This window comes from Roseixanthobacter finlandensis (assembly GCF_043195105.2).
GTDB lineage: Bacteria > Pseudomonadota > Alphaproteobacteria > Rhizobiales > Xanthobacteraceae > NCEH01.
Window position 1 is genome coordinate 158,488 of record NZ_CM195536.1, and the last position, 20,356, is coordinate 178,843.

Consider the following 20,356-nt stretch of genomic DNA (forward strand, 5'->3'; position numbering starts at 1 on the left):
TCAGATCACCTCGCCCGAGCCGGACTGGTCGCGGAAGGACGCGCCGAGCGCGAACACCATCAGCAGGTCCCGCAAGACCGCCAAGATCAGAAGCACGCCCCCGAGAAGCAGGAGTCCCTGGAGGAACCACATGGGGACATGAAGGATGGTGGACGTGGTGAAGTTCAGCATCCACGAGAACGAGACGAGCTGCCACGCGCCCCAGGTGAAGGCGAGCGCAAACCCAAGCGAGACCAGCAGCGCGAAGATGTCCAAGGCCTTGCGCACGGCCGGCGGGCACAGGTCCCGCACGAAGGTGACGCGGAAATGCCCATCCACCTGCTGGGTCGCCCCAATGCCGACGAAGGCCATGGCGATCATCAGGTAGATGCTCACCTCGGAGGCCCACAGGGTCGGCACGCCGAACGTGCGCAGGACCACATCATAGGTCACCGTGATCGCAAGCAGCCAGACGATCAGCGTGGATAGATACCCGCCGAGGTCGCCGAGGCGATCAAGGGCCCACCCCACGGCGCCAGGCGCCGCGGTTCGATTCGCTTCGGGCATGGGACGGTCAGTCCTTCGGCTGCACGAGCTTGGCGATGTCGGGGCTCAGCTTCGCAATCGTCGTCTTCAGCAGCGGAGCGGTGGCCTTTTGCCATGCCGCGAAATCAGGCGTCCCGGGCTCCAGGAAGGTCACCTCCAGACCGCGGTCGCGGTAGGCCTTCGTGAGTTCGTCGATCTCCGCGATGATGGCCTTCCGGTTGGAATGGCTGGCCTCGTCGACCGCCGTGACCAGGGCCTTGCGGTCATCCGGCGGCAGCTTGTCCAGCCAGGGCTTGTTGGCGGCCCAACCCATCATCGTCGTGCCGAGGAATGACGCCGGTACCAGGACGTATTTGGAGACCTCGTACATGCGCTGGCTGTCCACGCCCTGGAAGCCGAGGATCGCGGCGTCGACCGTACCGTACTGCATGGCCGAATAGACGTCGGCGAACGGAATGGTGACGGGCGACCCGCCGAAGGCGCGCACCGCTTCCGCCTGTCCTTCGGAGAAGACGCGCACCTTCTTGCCGGCGAAGTCGGAGGGCACCTTGAGCGGCACCTTCGAAACCACGGCCGGCGGCCCGAGATCGGCGAGGCCGAGCAGAACCGAATTCTTTTCCTGGAACTTCTTCTGCAGTGCAGACATCAGTCCGTTCGGCTGATCGATCAAGGTGTCGAGCTGGGTCATGGTCAGGCCGGTCGGCGCATCCATCACCTTGGTGTCCGGCACCGTGCCGGACCAGCCGTTCACCGTGATCCAGGCGAACTTCACCTGGCCGGTGGGAATGCCGACCGGCATGTCCTTGTCCTGGCCGAGCTGGCCTCCGGGGAAATGCTGGAGCGTAATCGTGTTCGGCTGCGCTTTCTTGAGCGCCGCTTCCAAAGCCGGGACGAACTGGCGGACGCAGATGTGGTTGGCGCCACCCCATGTGGCGAGCGGCACCACGGTTTGCGCGACCGCGCCCTGCGCCGCCAGCGCCGCACCGAGGGCAATGCCGGACAGACCGATTTTGCGTAAAAAGCCCATGTATTTCCTCCTTGAATTCTTCATTTGACGAAGATTATTGATTGGCTTCTTCGAAGCTTTTGACCATTCGCGTGGCCGTATAGGCAAGAACGATCTCGTTTCTCTGATTTACGACGTTGTTGAGCGCAGTCACGATGCCGCGACCCGGTTTCGAGGTGGGACGCGCCGCCGTCACCTCGCATTCCACATGGATCGTGTCGCCGGCGCACACCGGCTTGTTGACCTTCAATTCCATGCCGAGAAAGGCGAGTCCGGTGTGCTGCATCACCGACTGCATCAGGAGCCCTTCGGCAAAGGCATAGACCAGCGCGCCCGGCGCCAGCCGACCTTTGATCAGGGATTCCTTCTCGAGATAATCGACATTGGTGAAGAGGACCTCGAGCATGCCGGTCACGCACACGAAATTGGTGATGTCGGCTTCCGTTACGGTTCGTCCGACGGTGCGAAAGCGACGTCCCAGCGTCCATCCCTCATAGGGAATTCCGAGCCCGACATACGGCAGCTCACGCTCTGAAGCACCCATACCCGCCTTCGCTCCCTACATTTTTTGTTCAGCTAATTGAATATAAAACACACATACATGAATATGACAATCGAGACAATGGGGCCGCGTCGCCCGCCTGCTGTGCGCAGCCAAATCGAATAAAATGTTTTTTCAGAAGGAGTTATCCGCGCTGCGACGCGGCTTCGGCCTGGAGAAAGGCGTCGATTTCCGTGCGCATCACGGTGGCAAGCTCCTCGGCGCGGTCGGCGAGGCGATAAGCGGGGCCGGCGATCAGGAGGCAGACTTGCCGGTCGTTCAGATCCAGGGGAATGGCGATGCCGAGCAGCCCCGGCGAATAGCCGTCATTGTTCAGGAACCAGCCGCGTGCGGCGGACGCCTGGATTTCCTTTTCCACGGATTCCGGGGTCATCAGCGTGGCGGATGCGTAACGCTCGAACTGCGTTTTTTCGTAGATCGCCCCCCGCTCCTTGCGCGACAAGAGCGAGAGCAGGGCGCGGCCGGAGGCGGTGGTATAGAGCGGGACGCGCTGGCCGACCTGGGCGAAATAGCGGATCGGATTTGTCGATTCGACGACGTCGATGAAGACGGCGCTGGTGCCCGAGAGGGCGGCGAGGATCGCGGTTTCGCCCGTGAGCACCGCCAGGCGGGCCACCAGGTCGCGCTGCGCCTCCGATACCGGACCGTCGGTGACGATCGCCTGGGCGAGCTTGAGCAGGCGCGGGGTGGGATAATAGCCGGAGCGATGCCGCAATTCGTAGAGAAAGCCCGCCTTGCTCAGGGTCTCGATCAGGTTGAAGGTGCTGGAGCGCGGCCAGCCGAAATGGTCGGATAATTCCGACAGTGTGGCAGGGGCCTTACGCTCGGCGAAAAGCTCAAGAATCTGCAGCGCATAGGCAACCTGCTTTACAATCATCGCTTACGTCCCACCAGGCCCGGGTCCACTTGACGCGAGACCATAGCCTATGGTTTCCATCTTTTTCAATCTTGGGAAAATGGTATTTTAAGCAATTCGTTTTCATGTAGTATCGAAGAAAATAGTTTATATATACTTGCGTGATTTCTCATATATACTATAAATAATTCAAAATCGTTTGACGTCCCGCCGATCCGGGGCGTGGCGAACGGGTCGGGTCTCGGCCTGCCAGATCCAGGATCCACTGTGCCGTCCGCCGCCACCCCGGAATTGCCAGCCGTCCAGCAAGGCGACGCGCCGTCGCCGACGCGCTTCGATATATGTGGCCAGGGCGAGGCATAGCGTTTAAACCGTGGACCGATTTCGTCTCAGGCGCGTCCCTTGCCCATGATCATCGCATCCCCTAACGACTATCGCGCCGCCGCAAGGCGCAAGCTTCCGCGCTTCCTGTTCGATTATGTCGATGGCGGCGCCTATGCCGAGCGGACTTTGGCCAACAACGTCTTGGACCTCCAGGACATCAGCCTGCGGCAACGCGTGCTCAAGAATGTCGAGAAGCTCAGCCTGGAAGCCGAGCTGTTCGGACAGTCGTGCGCCATGCCGGTCATCCTGGCTCCCGTCGGGCTGGCGGGCATGCTCGCCCGTCGCGGTGAACTGCAGGCGGTCCGGGCGGCGGCGGCCAAGGGCATCCCCATGACCCTTTCCACCGTCTCGGTCTGCCCGCTCGAGGACGTGGTGCCGGCGAGCCCCAGGGTGCCGTGGTTCCAGCTCTATGTGCTGAAGGACCGTGGCTTCATGCGCAATGCGCTGGAGCGGGCGCAGGCGCTCGGGGTCACCACTCTGGTCTTCACCGTCGACATGCCGACGCCGGGGGCGCGCTATCGCGATGCGCATTCCGGCATGTCGGGCCGGTTCGGCCCGCAGCGGCGCATGCTCCAGGCCATGTTCAAGCCGAGCTGGGCTTATGACGTCGGCCTGAGGGGCACGCCCCACGATCTCGGCAACGTGTCGAAATATCTCGGCAAGCCGACCGGCCTTGCCGATTATATGGGCTGGATTGGGGCGAATTTCGATCCCTCCATCAGCTGGTCGGATCTCGAATGGATCCGCGATTTCTGGCGCGGCCCCATCATCATCAAGGGGATTCTCGACCCCGAGGATGCGCGCGATGCGGTGACGTTCGGCGCGAGCGGCATCGTGGTGTCGAACCATGGCGGCCGGCAGCTCGACGGGGCGCTCTCGACCGCCCGGGCGCTGCCTCCCATCGCCGATGCGGTGGGCGGCGAACTCACCGTTCTTGCCGATGGCGGCATCCGCTCGGGGCTCGATGTGGTCCGCATGCTGGCGCTGGGCGCGAAGGGCGTGCTGCTTGGCCGCGCCTTCGCCTATGCCTTGGCGAGCGGCGGGCAGGCGGGTGTGGAGAATCTGCTCGATATCGTCGCGAAGGAAATGCGCGTGGCAATGTCCTTGACGGGCGTGGAGCGCGTATCGCAGATCGACGGCTCGATCCTGGTCAAGCTCTGAGGCCGGCGCCGGCGCGCCTGCCTGGCGCGCCGGATCGGCCCCTGCGGGAATCGGCCCCTGCGGGAGATAGGAACCTGCCTCCAGGGTTCGGGGGAGCGTGCCGCAGGCTGCGTCCTTCAGTGCTGAAGGATCTTTGACAGGAACAGGCGGGCGCGCTCGCTGCGGGGATGGGCGAAGAACTCCTCCTTGAGAGCGTCCTCCACGATCTCCCCGCTGTCCATGAAGATCACCCGGTGCGCCACTTTTCGCGCGAAGCCCATCTCGTGCGTGACCACCATCATGGTCATGCCCTCCTTCGCCAGCTCCACCATCACGTCGAGCACTTCATTGATCATTTCCGGGTCGAGCGCGGAGGTCGGCTCGTCGAACAGCATGCACACCGGGTCCATCACCAGCGCGCGGGCGATGGCGACGCGCTGCTGCTGGCCGCCGGAGAGCTGGCCGGGATATTTCTCCGCATGATCCTTCAGCCCCACCCGCTCCAGCAGCGCCATGGCCTTCGCCATGGCCTCCTCGCGCGAGCGCCCCAGCACCTTCTGTTGGCCGAGGCACAGATTGTCGGTGATGCGCAGATGGGGAAACAGCTCGAAATGCTGGAACACCATGCCCACCCGCGCCCGCAGCTTGGGCAGGTTGGTCTTGGGCGAGGTGACCTCGACCCCGTCCACGACGATTTCCCCGCCCTGGATCGGCTCCAGCGCATTGATGGTCTTGATCAGCGTCGACTTGCCGGAGCCCGACGGCCCGCAGACCACCACCACCTCGCCGGCCTCCACGCTGGTGGTGCAGTCCTTCAAGGCCTGGAAGTGCGCGCCGTACCATTTGTTGATGTTGCGGATGGAGATCATGGGCATGGGACGAACCTGCAATGGGCTCAGCGCGCGATGGCGATGCGGGCCTGGAGCCGCTTCACGAGCGTGGAGGCGGTGAGCGATATGATGAAATAGACCACGGCGGCGAACACGTACATTTCCGTCAAGCGGCCATCGCGCTGGCCCACCTTGGAGGCCGCGCCGAGAAAATCGGTGATGGAGAGCACGTAGACGAGCGATGTATCCTGAAACAATACGATCATTTGCGTGAAGATGACCGGAAGCATGTTTCTAAAGGCCTGCGGCAGAACCACATATCGCATCATCTGCGAATAGGTGAGGCCGATGGCATAGCCCGCCGCCACCTGTCCGCGCGGGATAGACTGGATGCCGGCGCGCATGATCTCGGAGAAATAGGCGGCTTCGAAGAGCGTGAAGGTGATGATGGTGGAGGAGAGCGCCCCTACCGTGATCGGCCGGTCCGTATGCAGGATCCATTGGCCGATATAGGGCATCAGGAAATAGAACAGGAAGATCACCAGCACCAGCGGCAGCGCCCGCATGACGTTCACATAGCTGGCCGCGATCGCCGGAAGGACCGGCAGGGAGGACAGGCGCGCCATGGCGATGAGCGTGCCGAGCAGCACCCCGCCGATGGTGGCGATCGCCGTCAGCGTCAGGGTGAAGGTCATGCCCTCCCGGAACAGATAGGGCAGGGAGCGGGCGATGATGTTGAAGTCGAAATCGCTGAACACGCTCATTTCCCCGCGTTGAAGCCGGGAACCGACACGCGCCGCTCCAGCATCCGCATGCCGATGGTCACCACCGCGTTCAGCAGCAGATAGATCACGGTTGCCGCCGTGAAGGCCTCGAACACCTGGAATGAGAATTCCTGCATGGCGCGCGCGCTGCCGGTGAGTTCCATGAGGCCGATGGTCAGCGCGACCGAGGTGTTCTTGATGGTGTTCAGGAATTCGGAGGTGAGCGGCGGCAGCATGATCCGGTACGCCATGGGCAGGAGAATATAGCGATAGGTCTGCGCCGTCGTGAGGCCGATGGCGGTTCCCGCCATGCGCTGGCCGCGCGGCAAGGTATTGATGCCAGCGCTGACCTGCATCGCGACGCGCGAGGACATGTAGAAGCCGATTCCCACCACGGCGGTGAGGAATGGGCCGTAGCGCAATTGCTTCACCCACGTGCCCCAATCGTGGGGGAGCAATTCGGGAATGACGAAGAACCACAGGAATAGCTGGACCAGAAGCGGAATGTTGCGGAACAGCTCGACATAGGCATCGCTCAGGCGCACCAGCCATTTGAAGGGCAAGGTGCGCGCCACGCCCACCAGGGAGCCGAACACCAGCGCCATCAGCCACGCGCAGACCGAGGTGGCGATGGTCCATTTGAGGCCGCCCATCAGCATGTCGAAATAGGTGCCGCTGCCGTCCGGCGACGGTGCCCAGAGGATGGCCCAGTTCCAGTGGTAATCCACGCGCACCTCGCTTGAGCAGGTCTTGAACGGCACGGCGAAAATGCCGGCGCCGCGCGGCCGGCGGGGATTGAGCCATCCCGGCCGGCCGGGGGTAATACGCGCCCTCAGTAAACGGCGGGATCGCCGCTGTCGGTGGGATTGGCGAACGCCTTCTTCAACGGCGCGCTGATGGTCACGTTCAGGTTGAGGTTCTTCGGCGGGATCGGCGACTGGAACCACTTGGCGTAGATTTTCATGATGTCCGGGCTCTTGTAGAGCGCGGCCGTGGCGCCATCCACCACGGTCTTGAACGCCGGATCGTCGCGGCGCAGCATGATGGCGTAGGGCTCCGGCTTGGAGAAGGCATCCTCCGAAATCACATAGGCGGAGGGGTCCTTCGAGCCAGCGACGAGGCTGGAGAGCAGAATGTCGTCCATCACGAACGCCACTGCGCGGTCAGTCTCCACCATCAGGAAGGCTTCCGCATGGTCCTTGGCGGGCACGATATTGATGTTGAGCTTGCGCTCGGTGTTCGCCTCATTGAGCTGCTTGATATTGGTGGTGCCGGAGGTGGACACCACGGTCTTGCCCGCCAGATCGGCGATCGACTTGATGTTGCTGGATTTTTTCGAGACGAACCGGCTCGCGGTCAAATAATGTGTGTTGGTGAAGGCCACCTGCTTCTGGCGGTCGGCATTGTTGGTGGTGGAGCCACATTCCAGATCGACGGTGCCGTTGGCGATCAGCGGGATGCGGGTGGCCGAGGTGACGGGCGTATAGGCAACGTCCAGCTTGTCGAGCTTCAGCTCCTTCTTCACCGCGGCGACCACCTGGGCGCAGATGTCCATGGCGAAGCCGACCGGCTTCTGATTGTCGTCGAGATAGGAGAAGGGGATGGAGGATTCACGATAGCCGATCGTGATCGTCCCCGTATCCTTGATCTTCTTGAGGGTCCCCGTGAGCTCCTGCGCCCCGGCGGGCAACGACAGGCACGCGGTGAAACAGCCGGCTATCAAGATTTTGCTGACGTTCATGTCGTTCTCCTTTGGTGGTGGGAACCGGGCGCCCGGCGAAAACATGGACGCGCTTGCCCGATAAAAGGGCACGCTGATCGAATGAGCGCAATCGCGGCGTGCCGCACGCAGGCTGTTCCCCTATTTGTATGCGACCCCGGCGGGCACGCGCGATGCTACCGCAGTCTTTGCGGAAATCGAGTGCCTTCCCATGCACGCCCCGTGCCGGACACCGGCACGCATCGCCAGGGCGGATCGCACCAGGCGGTTCTGGACATTCGGGGAAAAGGCCGGGGATGGGTTTGCGCCGGCGTACGTCCGGTCAATCGCGGCGCGGGCGTAGTGCCGCCGGCTGACGGCCCGTTGAGGGAAAAGAATGGCGACGCGGGATCCCGCGTCGCCTGCTCCGATCGGGGTGGCTTGGTCGAGGCCGCGGCTCGGCGTCACCCTGCCTGCGGCTCCGCGCGCCTTCAGTTTCTTGCCGGGAAGCTCAGGGGGCTCATTTCCTCGGCGGTGCGGCCGTGCGGGTCCCACTCCTGCCAGCCCGCCCACACCCGTTCGCCGGCGGCCTGAGCGCCCGCGCGCAATTCGGCGAAGGAGATTCCGGGAATCTTCCCGCCCTCCATGCGCACGATGCCGTCGACGATCACCGTGTCCACATCGTCGCCGATGCCGCAATCCACCAGGCTCTTGATGGGATCGCGCACCGGCCCGTAGCGCAGGCTGTCGCGGCCGGTGAGGTCGATGGTGACGATGTCGGCCTTCGCGCCGGGCGCCAGGCGTCCAAGATCCCCACGTCCCACCGAATGGGCACCGCCCAACGTTGCGGCCGAGAACACCTCAGCGGCGGTGGCCGCCTTCAGGTTATGGCTGGCGATCTTGCCCATGTAGGAGGCGTTGCGCATTTGCAGGATCATGTCGCGCGGATAGGTATCGGTGCCGAGCGCGATGTTCACGCCGGCCTTGCGATAGGATTGCCAGGAATTGAGGAAGCGCCCGCGCCGCGCCACGTTCACCGGGCAATGGGAAATGGAGCATTGGTGGCGGCCCATGATTTCCAGATCGTGCGATCCGGAATAATTGGCCAGCGGATTATCGGCCGTGAAATTGCCGTGGCCGATGTTCAGTGTGGACGACATCAGCCCCACATGCTCCAGAAGCTCAACCGAGGTCATCTGGTGCTCGCGGATGATGTCGAACACTTCGTGGATATTGTAGGCGGCGTGGATCGCGACCGGCAGGTTGCGTTCGCGCGCCGCGATCGCCGCCTTGCGCATGAGGTCGACGGTGCAGGTCTCGATCTCGCGCGGCACGAGAATGCCGCGCACCCGTCCATCATGCGCGCCGTCATTGCGGGCGATGAAGTCGAGGGCGAGCGCGAATTCCCGCTCTCCGGCCGCTTCATCGATGACGCGGACGAGCTTTCCATTCTCCCCGCCGATCCAGCGGCCGCTGTCGAAGCCGGGGCCGAGATAGGCGCGGTTGCCGATCGCGCCGATCTCCTCGAGCAGGGCTTCCTGCACCTTCAGCTGGCTGCCGAACTCGACAAAGGTGGTGATGCCGTTGCGCAGCAGCTCGGCGGCGGTGAAGCGGGCGTTCAGCGTCAGGGCCTCGGACGCGGCCTTGTCGTCGGGCCGCACATAGCGCACGTCGCCGCCGACGCGGGTGCCGTCCCGCGCCACGCTGATTTCCAGGAACGGCTGGCCGAAATAATCCGGCCGGCCCACATCGCTGATCAGCCGGTGCGAGGCGCGATGGCCCGAATGCACGTGCGTATCGATGAAGCCGGGCACCACCAGGCGATCCCTGGCGTCCATCTCCACATCGACGGTGCCCTCGAAACGCGCGCCGACGAACAGGATGGTGTTGCCTTCCCAGACCAGTTCGCCGTTCCGCCACAGCGTATGGCCCGTGCCGTCGTGACCCACGAGCCAGCCGCAGGTCATGCGGGACCGTTTCTCACCCATTGATCAGCTTCCTTGTTCGCTGGTGACTTCCGGAAAAAACAGGTCCTTCCAGCTCGCGGGGCGCTGCTTCAGCGTGCCGATGCGGGCGAGGAAGTCCGAGAGCGCGCCGCTGTTCTGGGGGGCCGTGTTGTAGGCCATCGACGGGTCCTTGATGCATTCGACGATGAGGTCGAGCGGCAATTTGGACTGCTCCGCCTTCAGATAGATCGCGGCCGCCTGGTCGGGATGCGCGGCGATGAAGCGGTTGGCTTCGTGCATGGCGGCGAAGAAGGCGGCATAGGTTTTCGGGTTCTGGGCGCGGAAGCGCTCCGTGGTCCAGGTGGCGAGCGCCGTGGTCGGCGTGCCGAACACGTCGGTGCTGGACCAGACCTTGTGGATGCCGGGCTTGCCGCGCAATTGCTGGATGAAGGGCGCAGCGAACGTATAGCCGTCCACGACGCCGTTATTGGTGAGCAGCGCGGTTGCGCCTTCGGGTCCGGCGAGGCCGACCGTCATGGCATTGAGCCGATCATGCTTGCCGACGCCGAATTCCCGCTCGGCGGCGATCTGGAGCATCACCGCCGGGAACGAGACCTTCACGGCGGGGAGGCCGATGCGGTCCTTGTCGGTGATGTCGGCCAGCGTCTTCATGGCGGGATTATTGGTCAAAAGCTCGTACGGCATGGCGGAGAGCGCGACGATGCCGCGCATGGACCGCTCGCCGGCGCTCTTGGTCTTGTCCCAGGCCACCATCATGGCGGTGATGCCGCCGCCGCCGATGTCCAGCGAGCCGGAGAGCAGGCCGTCGCCGATATCGGGCGCACCGGTGAAATTATGGATGTCCACCGGAACCGGGGGCAGGCCGGCCTTCTTCAGCTCCGCATCCAGCAGGCCCGCGTCGCGCATGACGTAGACCGGCAGATAGCCGAGGCCGAATTGCACGCCGATGCGCAGCGTCTGCACCTCGGCACGGGCCGGCAGCACCATGGCGGCTACCAGCAATGCACTCGCCAATACTCGCTTCATCAGCTTTCCCCTTTGCGTTTACATGCCCCAGCGGCGGATGGTGAGGTTTTCTGCGGTGCGGAACACCACGCCCTCGAAGAACAGGCCGATCAGGATGATGGTCATCAGGCCGGCAAAGACGTTGGCCGTGTCCATCTCGGCGCGGCTCTGGTAGATGAACCAGCCGAGCCCGCCGGAATGGGAGGAGACCCCGAACACCAGTTCGGCGGCGATCAGCGTGCGCCAGGCGAACGCCCAGCCGATGCGCAGGCCGGTGAGGATGGACGGCACCGCCGACGGCACGAGGATGTGCGCGACCAGACCCACCCCGTGCAGGCCGAGATTACGGCCCGCCATGCGCTGGGTCTGCGGCACGGCGAGGAAGCCGGTGTGGGTGTTGAGCGCCACCGCCCACAGCACCGAATGGGTGATCACGAACACCAGGCTGAAATTGCCGATGCCGAACCAGATCAAGGCGAGTGGCAGCAAGGCGATGGCGGGCAGGGGGTTGAACATGACGGTCATGGTGCCGAGCACGTCGCCGCCGCCGGGCACCGTCACGGCCAGCGTCGTCAGCACCGCCGCGCAGGCGACGCCGAGCGCATAGCCGCTCGCCAGAACCCGCAGGCTGGACCACACCCGCGCCGGCAATTCGCCGCTGAGGCAGGAATCGATCAGCGCCTCCAGGGTCCGCGAAAACGTCGGCACGAGCAGCGAATCGTTGAGATAGCGCGCATACACCTCCCAGATCACCGCGAACGCGATCACCACCAGCAGGCGGCGGACCGGCGCATGATCGAGCGCGCGCCGCCACCAGGGCAGGGCGCGGGCCACCGGCATGTCGTCCGGCAGCGGCGCCTGCACCTCGTTCAGGATATCCGGCCGGGCCGGGGGCTCGAGGGGGTGCTGCATTTGGGGGTGCCGCATTTCATGCATGGGTGCGTTCCCCGAACAGGAGGGTGTCGATGCGCCGGCGCATGGCTTCGAAGCGCTCGCCGCCGCGGTCCGCTTCCGTGATGTCGCGGCAGTCGATTTCCGCGCGCACGCGGCCGGGATGGGGGGAGAGGACAATGATGCGGCTGCCCACCAGGATCGCCTCGTCGATGGAATGGGTGACGAACAGCAGGCTGAAGCCGATCTCGCGCCACAGGCGGATCAATTCCTCCTGCATCTGCTGGCGGGTGAGGGCGTCGAGGGCGGCGAAGGGCTCGTCCATGAGCAGCAGTTCGGGCTGCATCGCCATGGCGCGGGCGATGGCGACGCGCTGCTTCATGCCGCCGGAAAGCTCATGGGGATAGGCATCGCGAAATCCGGTGAGCCGCACGGCGTCGATCGCCTCCAGCGCGCGCGCCTTCGCCTCCTCGGCGGCAAGGCCGGCGCCCTTGCGCAGGGCGAAGGCGACATTGCCCAGCACCGATTTCCAGGGGAGCAATTGGTCGAATTCCTGAAACACCGTCATGCGGTCAGGTCCTGGCCCGGTGATGGCGTGGCCGTTCAGGCGGATGGCGCCGGACAAAGGGCGGATGAAGCCGCCGACCGCTTTCAGCAGGCTCGACTTTCCACAGCCGGACGGGCCGAGCAGAACCGTGCGTTCGCCGCGATAGACGTCGAAACTGATCCGGTAGGCGGCCGTCACCTCGCTGCGGCGGGTCCGGTATCGGATGGTGACGTCATCGATCTGGAGCTGCGCTTGCATGAGGGTCAGCCCCTATTAGTAAGTGCACTTATCATATGCTGACATAAAGCAACATTTGTGCCAAAACCGGAATGGCGGAGCGTGGGGGATTCGATGACGACGAGCGTGCGGAACGGAGCGATGCAGGCGGACGCAAGTGCGAAGATGGACGCCGCCGCCGACGTGAGCGCGGACACGGAACTGACGGAACGGCCGGGATTTCTCATCCGCCGCCTGCATCAGATTCATCTCGCGATGTTCTATGAGGCCTGCGCCGGCCTGAACATCACGCCGGTGCAATCCAGTATTCTCACCGTTCTGGCCCGCCGGCAGGGCCTGGACCAAGCCGGGCTCGCCGCCATGATCGGGGTTGATCGCGCCACCGTGGGCCAGGTGATCCGCAGGCTCGCCGCGCGCGGCTTGGTGGAGCGGGGAAACAGCAGTGAAGACAAGCGATTGAAGCTTGTTCAACTGACCGAGGAGGGGCGGGCGCTGCTGGATCGCATCGCGCCTCTAACGGCCGCCGCGCATCGGCGCACCCTTGCCGCGCTCTCGGACGAGGAGCGCAAGCATTTCATGGGCTATCTGAAAAAACTGGTCGAGGCCGACAACGCCCACGGGCGCGCGCCGCTGCGCTGGGGGCCGGCTCTGCCTGAATAATGGGCGAATGCTGGCCGATTTTCAGCCTTTAATCACCCGCGCTCCGGCGAGACGAGGCCCGCCGGAAACGCGGCGTGCGGGCGGCTCACCGAGGAGGGGCCGCCCCGTGCGCCTCAATAGAGGGGCACGTTCATTATATCCGTGCGCCTCAACCGAGGCGCACGTCTACAGTGTCCTCGCGCCTCAATAGAGGCCCACGTTCACATTGTTCGCGGGACGGGTCGCGTTCGCGGGTGTCGCGCCGGGCTTGGGGGCGGGCCGCGTCTTCTTCTTCGGTGTCGCGGGCGCAAGGGCGGCCACCACCTTCGGCGCCCCCGGCTTGTTCATCGCGATCAGTTCCGAGACGGTGACGAACTTGTAGCCCTTCGCGATCAGCGCATCGAGCACGCGCGGCATCGCGGCCACCGTTGTCGCGTGGATGTCGTGCGCCAGGATAATGGCGCCGGGGCGCACCTGCTTCATGACCTGATCATAGATGCTCTGGGCGTCGCGGATCTTCCAGTCCAGCGGGTCCACGGACCAGAAGATCATGGTGATTCCGTACTTCTGCACCAGATGCTGCTGGAGCGTGGGCGTCATGGCGCCGTAGGGCGGGCGCAGATACAAAGGCTTCTTGCCGGTCGATGCCTCGATTGCCGCCGATGTATCCTCGATCTGCTTGTCGGCGGCGGCGAGGGTCAGCTTCGGCAGTTGGGGATGGTTCCACGAATGGTTGCCAATCTCGTTGCCGCCCGCCGCGACGGCGCGCACCACGTCCGGATAGGCCGCAGCATTGGTGCCGAGCATGAAGAACGTGGCCTTGATGTTCCTCGCCTCGAGTATTTTCAGCAGCTTCGGCGTCGTCTCGGGATTGGGGCCGTCGTCGAACGTGATGGCGATATAGGGGCCGTCCACGTCCATGGAGCGGTAGGAGGAGGGGAGCGGCACCGGCGCGGCGGGCGCGAAAACCGGGGTGGCGGCCAAAGGCGTCGCACCATTTTGCATCGCGCCACCTGGTAAAGCGTGCGCGGCTTGCGAGACGCCAGCAGCAGGGGGAGTAGTGGCACCGACCGGCGGGATCGGCGGCAGGGCCGGCAGCGACGCGCGCGTCTGCGCCACCACAATCGCCGGGGCGGGCGCATTGGCCTGCGGTAGCGGGGGAAGCGTCGGCGTCGTGGTGGTCGCGATCGAGCCCGTGGTGACGGGCGCTGAGGCAGCCGCCAAGGACGTCGCCGCCTGCGCCGCTGGCGCGGGCTTGAGCATCTGATTGGCGGCGAACCCGAGACAGAGCGCGCCAGAAGCCACGAGGGCGGACAATGCCAAAAGCCGTTTCACGGCGCCGACTTTCTAAGTTGGAAGTTCTTTATACTAGCTCAGTGTCGCTCTTCTTGTGTGGATAAATCGTGAAGCGCAAGGGGCAGCGGTGCGTCGGCATTTGGTCAGGCCTGGGCGACGGCCTGGAAATTCAGCGGGCGTGCGGCCTCGGCGGGAAGAATGGCCTTCATTGCAAAGCCTCGCTTTTCCAATGCTCCGTGCCGTCGGCGCGCGGTCGGCCACGCTTTTGGGGCGCACCGGACGCTGCGTCATGGTGCCGCTACGGCATGCAAGGGGCGTGGGTCTCTTACGCGTCTGGATCGGGCGTGCCCCGTTAAGGCACGCGCTTTTTCTCGAGCTTCCGCGCCAGGGTCCGGCGGTGCATGCCCAGCCGCCGCGCGGCCTCGGAGATGTTGAAATCGGTCTCGACCAGGGTTTCGTGGATGCGCTCCCATTCGAGATTTTTCAAGGATGTAGGGCGCGCGCTGACGGCGATGGAGGCATCGCCATCCACCTTGTCGAACGCGGCCTCGATATCGTCCGTGTTCGCGGGCTTCGCCAGATAATGGCAGGCCCCGAGTTTGATCGCCTCCACCGCCGTCGCGATGCTGGCGAAACCGGTGAGCACGACGATCTTCATTCCGCAATCGTGGTGATGCAGCGCCTTCACGCATTCAAGGCCGGACCCGCCCGCGAGCTTCAGATCGACCACCGCATAGCCGGGCGATTGGGTCGCCAGGAGCGCCTGCACGCCCTCCAGGCGGTCGCTGACATGGACCTCATAATCCCGGCGCTCGAAGGAGCGGCGCAGCGCCTTCGCGAAGGCGGCGTCGTCCTCCACGATCAGCAAGACGCGCTTATCGTCCATCATTCACTCCAAGCGAGAGCGCGGCCAGCGGCAGCGTGACGGTGACGGCCGCGCCCCCTTCCGGATCGTTCTGCGCGGTGACGCTCCCTCCGAGCTTGCGGACCACATTGACCACCAGGAACAGGCCGAGCCCGCCGCCCGGCCGGTTCTTGCTAGACCGGTAGGGTTTGCCGAACGCGGCCAGCATGTCCGCGCCGAACCCCGGTCCGGCATCGCGCACCGTTATGAGGAATTCGTTCGCCCGCTGAAGCACCGTGACGCCGACCCAGTTCGGCGAGGCCTCCAGCGCATTGTCGAAAATATTGAAGATCACCTGCTTCAGCGCCGGGTCGGAAATGATCGCGGCATCTGACACGATGGCGTTGCGGTATTCGAGGAGCGGTGGGGAGCGGCTGGAGCGCCATTCGTCCACCAATTCGTCGAAGAAGGCGCTGGCCGTGGTGCGCACCGTGCCTTCCCCGCGCGCCTCGCCCGACGACATCAGGATATCGGAAACGATGGTCTTGCAGCGATCCAGCTGGCTTTGCATCTCGTCGAGTTCGTCGGCAAGATCCGGGTCGGCCTTGAACGCCTCGATCCGACGCCAGTCGTTCAAGATCACGGACAGCGTGGCGAGCGGCGTGCCGAGCTCATGGGCGGCGCCGGAGGCGAGCAGGCTCAGCCGCACGATGTGGTCCTCCTCCGCCGATCTCTGGCGCAGGTCCGCAAGGTGGGCGTCCTGCGCGCGCAGATTGAAATTGATGCGGGTGATGAACAGCACCAGCAGGCATGCGGCCAACAAGAAGCAGACGAACATGCCCTGAATATGAAGCTCGAACAGGCGAAGATGCGGTTCGTGGGTTGCCAGCTCCAGCTTGCGATAGGTGGTGGTCAGCCAGAGATAGCCGCCGCAGGCCATCGCCACAAGGATCCAGGCGGTCCACGCCTCAAGCAGCACCGCGCCTAGGGTGATCTGCAACAGATACAGGGAAATGAAGGGATTGGCGGCACCCCCGCTCAGATAGAGTTGCGCCGTGAGGGCCGCGACGTCGAGCACCAGTTCGAGAAACAGCTCGGTATTCGTCACCGCCCCCGATTGGAGATGGCGCAGCACGCTGACCAGGTTGAGCCCGATCAAAAACAGCATCACCGCCGTCAGGTCCGCCAGGGGCAGGTGAATGTTGAACCAGAATTTGACGATGAGGATCGTCACCACCTGCCCGATCACGGCAAGCCAGCGCAATTGGATCAGCAGCAACAGGTTTTGCTTGTTGGCCGTATCGCGGATGGAGGCCGTCATGGTCCTGACCGAATGCCCTTCGTTCCGGGGTCTTCAGATGAAGACGAGCCCGGCCGTCACCATCACCGCCAAACCGAACCAGGTCAGCGCGTAGATCAGGTGATTGTTCGGAAAGTCGATGATCGTCAACCCACCCTGCGGCCCGGTACCGCCGCTGGCTTCGGCATCGATGAAATAAGGTGCGGCATCCGGCACCCCGCGTTTGGCGGCGATTGCCGGAACATCGCGCGAGTACCAGCGATCGGTGGCCGGGTCGTTGGCGCGCAGGAAGCCGCCCTTGGGCTCGCTCATGCGCATGAGGCCGACCACCACGGCGGGATCCTCGGTCCGCCGTGCGGCCCGCGCCTCATCCGCCGGCACGAAACCCCGGTTCACCAGCACGGTGAACCCCTCGACGGTTTTCAGGGGCGTGACCACCCAGAAGCCGCCGCCACGCTCGGTCACGGCTTTCACCAGGGTCTCGCGCTCGTTGAGGAAGGTGCCGGTGGCGCGCACGCGGCGATATTCATCGCGCGCCGCCGAGATCGCGCTCCAGTCCGGTGGCCCGGGCGCGGCGACCGGCGGCGCGTGGACGCGCGCATCGATGCGCGCGATCAGCTCGAGCTTCCAGGCCCGCCGCTCCAATTGCCAGATCCCGAGCCCCACCAGAAGCGCGCTGAGCGCCACCGCCAGGAGCCGCAACACGAGGCGCACGCTCTGGGAGCGTGGGGGCTGGGGCACGGCTGTCGTTCCGTAACCCGGATCCCGTTGGCCAACCTCTCGCCCCTGCACAGCCGATCGCTCCTTCGCGCCGGCCCGCAGGGTCACGGCATCTGACGCATGTCGTGGACCGGCATCATGTTCGCATTGAGATGATACATGACCCACAAGGAACCGCTGAGGGCGATGACCACGATGATGATCGTGAACATCAGCGCCATCATGCTCCAGCCGCCTTCCACCCGCGTGTTCATGTGCAGGAAGAAGATCATGTGCACGACGATCTGCACAGCCGCGAAGGCGGTGATGACGATCGCGGTCAATTGGTTGTTGCCGAGCGTGCCGGTCATCACCAGCCAGAACGGGATGGCGGTGAGGATGACGGACAGGCCGAAGCCGATCCCGTAGCTCCGCAGCGAGCCGTGCGCGTGATCGTCCTGGTGATCCGCGCCGTGGCCGTGATCTGCGGCGGCGCCCGGTTCGTGGTGCGCTTGCGCGGTCATCGCAGCATTCCCATCAGATAGACAAAGGTGAAGACGCCGATCCAGACCACGTCCAGGAAGTGCCAGAACATGCTGAGGCACATGAGGCGGCGGCGGTTGGCGGGGATGAGGCCGCGCTGGCCCACCTGCACCATGAGCGTCACCAGCCAGATCAGGCCGAACGTCACGTGCAGCCCGTGGGTGCCGACGAGGGTGAAGAAGGCGGACAGGAAGGCGCTGCGCTGCGGCGTCGCGCCCTCGTGGATCATGTGCGCGAACTCGAACAGCTCGATGGACAGGAACGCCAGGCCGAACAAAGCGGTGACCGCCAGCCAGACCTGCACCTGCCCGATCCGTCCGCGCGCCATCGCCAGCATGGCGAAGCCATAGGTGATGGAGGAGAACAGCAGCATCGTGGTGTTGAGCGCGACGAGATTGAGGTCGAAGAGATCCTTCGGCGCCGGTCCTGCCGCGTAATTTCCGCCCAGCACGCCATAGGTGGCGAACAGCATCGCGAAGATGAGGCAATCGCTCATCAGGTAGATCCAGAAGCCGAGGGACGTGCTGCCCCCGTCCGGATGGGCGTGCTCGTCGACTTCGTAGAAGATCGGCGCGGCGGCGCTGTCCGAAGTTACTGCGATCGTCATGGCGTCACCTGCGCGGCGAGGACACGGGTGCGCGCGTCCTCGGCCCGGATCACGTCTTCAGCGGGAATGGAGAAGTCGCGATTATAGTTGAAGGTGTGGGTGATGGCGATGCCGAGCAGCGCCACGAAGCTGACCGCCGCCAGCCACCAGATGTACCAGATCAAGGCGAAGCCCAGCGCCACCGCGCATGCGGCGAGCAGGATGCCAGTCGGCGTGTTGCGCGGCATGTGGATGGGCTTGAACCCCTCCAGCGGGCGCTTATAGCCGCGCTGCTTCATGTCCCACCAGGCATCGCCGTCGTGGATCACCGGGGTGAAGGCAAAATTATAGTCCGGCGGCGGGGAGGAGGTCGCCCATTCCAGGGTGCGCCCGTTCCACGGGTCGCCGGTGACGTCGCGCAGCTGTTCGCGGTTCTTGATGCTGACGGCGATCTGCACCAGGAAGGAGAGGATGCCAAGCAGGATCAGGAACGCCCCGAAGGCAGCGATGATGAACCAGATCTGCAACGAGGGATCGTCGAACACCCGCAGGCGGCGGGTCACGCCCATCAGGCCCAGCACATAGAGCGGCATGAAGGCGAAATAGAAGCCCACCACCCAGAACCAGAACGACATCTTGCCCCAGAACGGATCGAGCCGGAAGCCGAACGCCTTCGGCCACCAATAGGCGATGCCGGCGAACATGCCGAACACCACGCCGCCGATGATCACGTTATGGAAATGCGCGATCAGGAACAGCGAGTTGTGCAGCACGAAGTCGGCCGGCGGCACGGCGAGCAGCACGCCGGTCATGCCGCCGATCACGAAGGTGAGCATGAAGGCCACCGTGTACATCATGGGCAGCTCGAACTTGATGCGCCCGCGGTACATGGTGAACAGCCAGTTGAAGATCTTCGCGCCGGTCGGGATCGAGATGATCATGGTCGTGATTCCGAAGAAGGAATTCACGCTCGCACCCGAGCCCATGGTGAAGAAGTGATGCAGCCACACGAGGTAGGACAGGATCGTGATGACCACCGTCGCATAGACCATGGAGGTGTAGCCGAACAGGCGCTTGCCCGAGAAGGTGGAGGCCACTTCCGAGAACACGCCGAACGCCGGCAGGATCAGGATGTACACCTCCGGGTGACCCCAGATCCAGATCAGGTTCACGTACAACATCGGGCTGCCGCCGAAGTCGTTGGTGAAGAAGTTCATGCCGAAATACCGGTCCAGCGCCAGCAGCGCCAGAACCGCGGTGAGGATCGGGAAGGAGGCGACGATCAGCGCATTGGTGCACAGCGAGGTCCAGGTGAAGATGGGCATCTTCATCAAGGTCATGCCCGGGGCGCGCATCTTCACGATGGTGCAGATCAGGTTGATGCCGGACAATGTTGTGCCGACGCCCGCCACCTGTAGCGCCCAGATGTAATAATCCACGCCCACGTCCGGACTGTAGGAAATGCCGGAGAGCGGGGGATAGGCGAGCCAGCCGGTCTTCGCGAATTCGCCGACGAACAGCGACATCATCACGAGGATCGCGCCGCCCACCGTCATCCAGAAGCTGAAATTGTTCAGGAACGGAAACGAGACGTCGCGCGCGCCGATCTGCAGCGGCACCACATAATTCATCAGCCCGGTCACCAGCGGCATGGCGACGAAGAAAATCATGATGACGCCGTGGGCGGTGAACACCTGGTCGTAATGGTGCGCGGGCAGATAGCCGTCCGATCCGCCGAAGGCCAGCGCTTGCTGGAGGCGCATCATGATCGCGTCGGCGAAGCCGCGCAGCAGCATGATGATGCCCAGCACCATGTACATGATGCCGATCTTCTTATGGTCCACGCTGGTGAACCATTCCTTCCAGAGATAACCCCAGAGGCGGAAATAGGTCAGCGCGCCGAACACCACGAGGCCGCCCAAGGCCACCACGGCGAAGGTGGCCACCAGGATCGGCTCGTGGAACGGAAAGCTCTCCAGCGTCAGCCGCCCGAAGATCGGACTTACGGGCGTCGAGAATGCGGACATGGCGGATTG

Annotated in this window: 21 protein-coding genes; 2 read left to right on the plus strand and 19 right to left on the minus strand. The window is 64.1% G+C overall.

Annotated elements, in window-relative coordinates:
* The 4 genes from V5G24_RS00825 to V5G24_RS00840 all read right to left on the minus strand — a co-directional run bounded on the left by V5G24_RS00825 (window position 1) and on the right by V5G24_RS00840 (window position 2,970).
* Window positions 1-546, minus strand: a complete 546-nt coding sequence (locus V5G24_RS00825; RefSeq protein WP_394078633.1) for a TRAP transporter small permease — start codon at window positions 544-546, stop codon at window positions 1-3.
* A gap of 7 nt (window positions 547-553) precedes the next feature.
* On the minus strand, window positions 554-1,552 hold the full coding sequence (locus V5G24_RS00830) for a TRAP transporter substrate-binding protein (RefSeq protein ID WP_394078635.1): 999 nt from the start codon (window positions 1,550-1,552) through the stop codon (window positions 554-556).
* Window positions 1,553-1,586: 34 nt separating this feature from the next.
* On the minus strand, window positions 1,587-2,075 hold the full coding sequence (locus V5G24_RS00835) for a MaoC/PaaZ C-terminal domain-containing protein (RefSeq protein ID WP_394078637.1): 489 nt from the start codon (window positions 2,073-2,075) through the stop codon (window positions 1,587-1,589).
* A gap of 142 nt (window positions 2,076-2,217) precedes the next feature.
* Window positions 2,218-2,970 (minus strand): IclR family transcriptional regulator, encoded by a 753-nt coding sequence (locus tag V5G24_RS00840; RefSeq protein WP_394078639.1) that lies wholly within the window; start codon window positions 2,968-2,970, stop codon window positions 2,218-2,220.
* A gap of 387 nt (window positions 2,971-3,357) precedes the next feature.
* Here V5G24_RS00840 and lldD point away from each other — a divergent pair, with 387 nt between their 5' ends.
* A complete protein-coding gene (gene lldD, locus V5G24_RS00845; protein ID WP_394078641.1) occupies window positions 3,358-4,494 on the plus strand; it encodes an FMN-dependent L-lactate dehydrogenase LldD in 1,137 nt (378 codons plus the stop codon).
* Between the two features lie 116 nt (window positions 4,495-4,610).
* Here the strand turns inward: lldD and V5G24_RS00850 are convergent, their stop codons facing one another.
* The 8 genes from V5G24_RS00850 to V5G24_RS00885 form a co-directional block, all read right to left on the minus strand.
* The gene (locus V5G24_RS00850; protein WP_394080293.1) at window positions 4,611-5,342 is read right to left on the minus strand and encodes an amino acid ABC transporter ATP-binding protein; all 732 of its coding nucleotides are present in this window, start codon (window positions 5,340-5,342) and stop codon (window positions 4,611-4,613) included.
* 26 nt (window positions 5,343-5,368) lie between these two features.
* The gene (locus V5G24_RS00855; RefSeq protein WP_394080295.1) at window positions 5,369-6,061 is read right to left on the minus strand and encodes an amino acid ABC transporter permease; all 693 of its coding nucleotides are present in this window, start codon (window positions 6,059-6,061) and stop codon (window positions 5,369-5,371) included.
* Between the two features lie 2 nt (window positions 6,062-6,063).
* Complete coding sequence (locus V5G24_RS00860; protein ID WP_394080297.1) at window positions 6,064-6,795, minus strand: amino acid ABC transporter permease; 732 nt, start codon at window positions 6,793-6,795, stop codon at window positions 6,064-6,066.
* A gap of 104 nt (window positions 6,796-6,899) precedes the next feature.
* Window positions 6,900-7,808, minus strand: a complete 909-nt coding sequence (locus V5G24_RS00865) for an amino acid ABC transporter substrate-binding protein (protein ID WP_394078643.1) — start codon at window positions 7,806-7,808, stop codon at window positions 6,900-6,902.
* A gap of 449 nt (window positions 7,809-8,257) precedes the next feature.
* Complete coding sequence (locus V5G24_RS00870; protein WP_394078645.1) at window positions 8,258-9,754, minus strand: chlorohydrolase family protein; 1,497 nt, start codon at window positions 9,752-9,754, stop codon at window positions 8,258-8,260.
* Window positions 9,755-9,757: 3 nt separating this feature from the next.
* Window positions 9,758-10,759 (minus strand): ABC transporter substrate-binding protein, encoded by a 1,002-nt coding sequence (locus tag V5G24_RS00875; protein WP_394078647.1) that lies wholly within the window; start codon window positions 10,757-10,759, stop codon window positions 9,758-9,760.
* Between the two features lie 18 nt (window positions 10,760-10,777).
* Complete coding sequence (locus tag V5G24_RS00880; protein WP_394078649.1) at window positions 10,778-11,650, minus strand: ABC transporter permease; 873 nt, start codon at window positions 11,648-11,650, stop codon at window positions 10,778-10,780.
* A 16-nt stretch (window positions 11,651-11,666) separates the two neighbouring features.
* On the minus strand, window positions 11,667-12,434 hold the full coding sequence (locus V5G24_RS00885; protein ID WP_394078651.1) for an ABC transporter ATP-binding protein: 768 nt from the start codon (window positions 12,432-12,434) through the stop codon (window positions 11,667-11,669).
* A 144-nt stretch (window positions 12,435-12,578) separates the two neighbouring features.
* Between V5G24_RS00885 and V5G24_RS00890 the strand changes: the two genes are divergently transcribed.
* Window positions 12,579-13,073 carry a MarR family winged helix-turn-helix transcriptional regulator gene (locus V5G24_RS00890; RefSeq protein ID WP_394078653.1) on the plus strand — a complete coding sequence of 165 codons (495 nt, stop codon included), beginning with the start codon at window positions 12,579-12,581 and terminating at the stop codon, window positions 13,071-13,073.
* A 183-nt stretch (window positions 13,074-13,256) separates the two neighbouring features.
* Here V5G24_RS00890 and V5G24_RS00895 read toward each other — a convergent pair whose 3' ends face one another.
* The 7 genes from V5G24_RS00895 to cyoB all read right to left on the minus strand — a co-directional run bounded on the left by V5G24_RS00895 (window position 13,257) and on the right by cyoB (window position 20,347).
* Window positions 13,257-14,387 (minus strand): polysaccharide deacetylase family protein, encoded by a 1,131-nt coding sequence (locus V5G24_RS00895; RefSeq protein WP_394078654.1) that lies wholly within the window; start codon window positions 14,385-14,387, stop codon window positions 13,257-13,259.
* Window positions 14,388-14,700: 313 nt separating this feature from the next.
* Entirely contained in the window at window positions 14,701-15,234 is a 534-nt protein-coding gene (locus V5G24_RS00900; protein ID WP_394080299.1) for a response regulator transcription factor, read from the minus strand.
* A complete protein-coding gene (locus V5G24_RS00905; protein WP_394078655.1) occupies window positions 15,224-16,513 on the minus strand; it encodes an ATP-binding protein in 1,290 nt (429 codons plus the stop codon). Before V5G24_RS00905 ends, V5G24_RS00900 begins: the two co-directional genes overlap by 11 nt.
* 33 nt (window positions 16,514-16,546) lie before the next feature.
* Complete coding sequence (locus V5G24_RS00910; RefSeq protein ID WP_394078657.1) at window positions 16,547-17,233, minus strand: SURF1 family protein; 687 nt, start codon at window positions 17,231-17,233, stop codon at window positions 16,547-16,549.
* Window positions 17,234-17,316: 83 nt separating this feature from the next.
* A complete protein-coding gene (cyoD, locus tag V5G24_RS00915) occupies window positions 17,317-17,715 on the minus strand; it encodes a cytochrome o ubiquinol oxidase subunit IV (RefSeq protein WP_394078659.1) in 399 nt (132 codons plus the stop codon).
* Window positions 17,712-18,341 carry a cytochrome o ubiquinol oxidase subunit III gene (gene cyoC / locus V5G24_RS00920; RefSeq protein ID WP_394078661.1) on the minus strand — a complete coding sequence of 210 codons (630 nt, stop codon included), beginning with the start codon at window positions 18,339-18,341 and terminating at the stop codon, window positions 17,712-17,714. The genes cyoD and cyoC overlap by 4 nt, the downstream gene beginning before the upstream one ends.
* Window positions 18,338-20,347 carry a cytochrome o ubiquinol oxidase subunit I gene (gene cyoB, locus V5G24_RS00925; protein ID WP_394080301.1) on the minus strand — a complete coding sequence of 670 codons (2,010 nt, stop codon included), beginning with the start codon at window positions 20,345-20,347 and terminating at the stop codon, window positions 18,338-18,340. The genes cyoC and cyoB overlap by 4 nt, the downstream gene beginning before the upstream one ends.
* Window positions 20,348-20,356 lie beyond the last annotated feature (9 nt).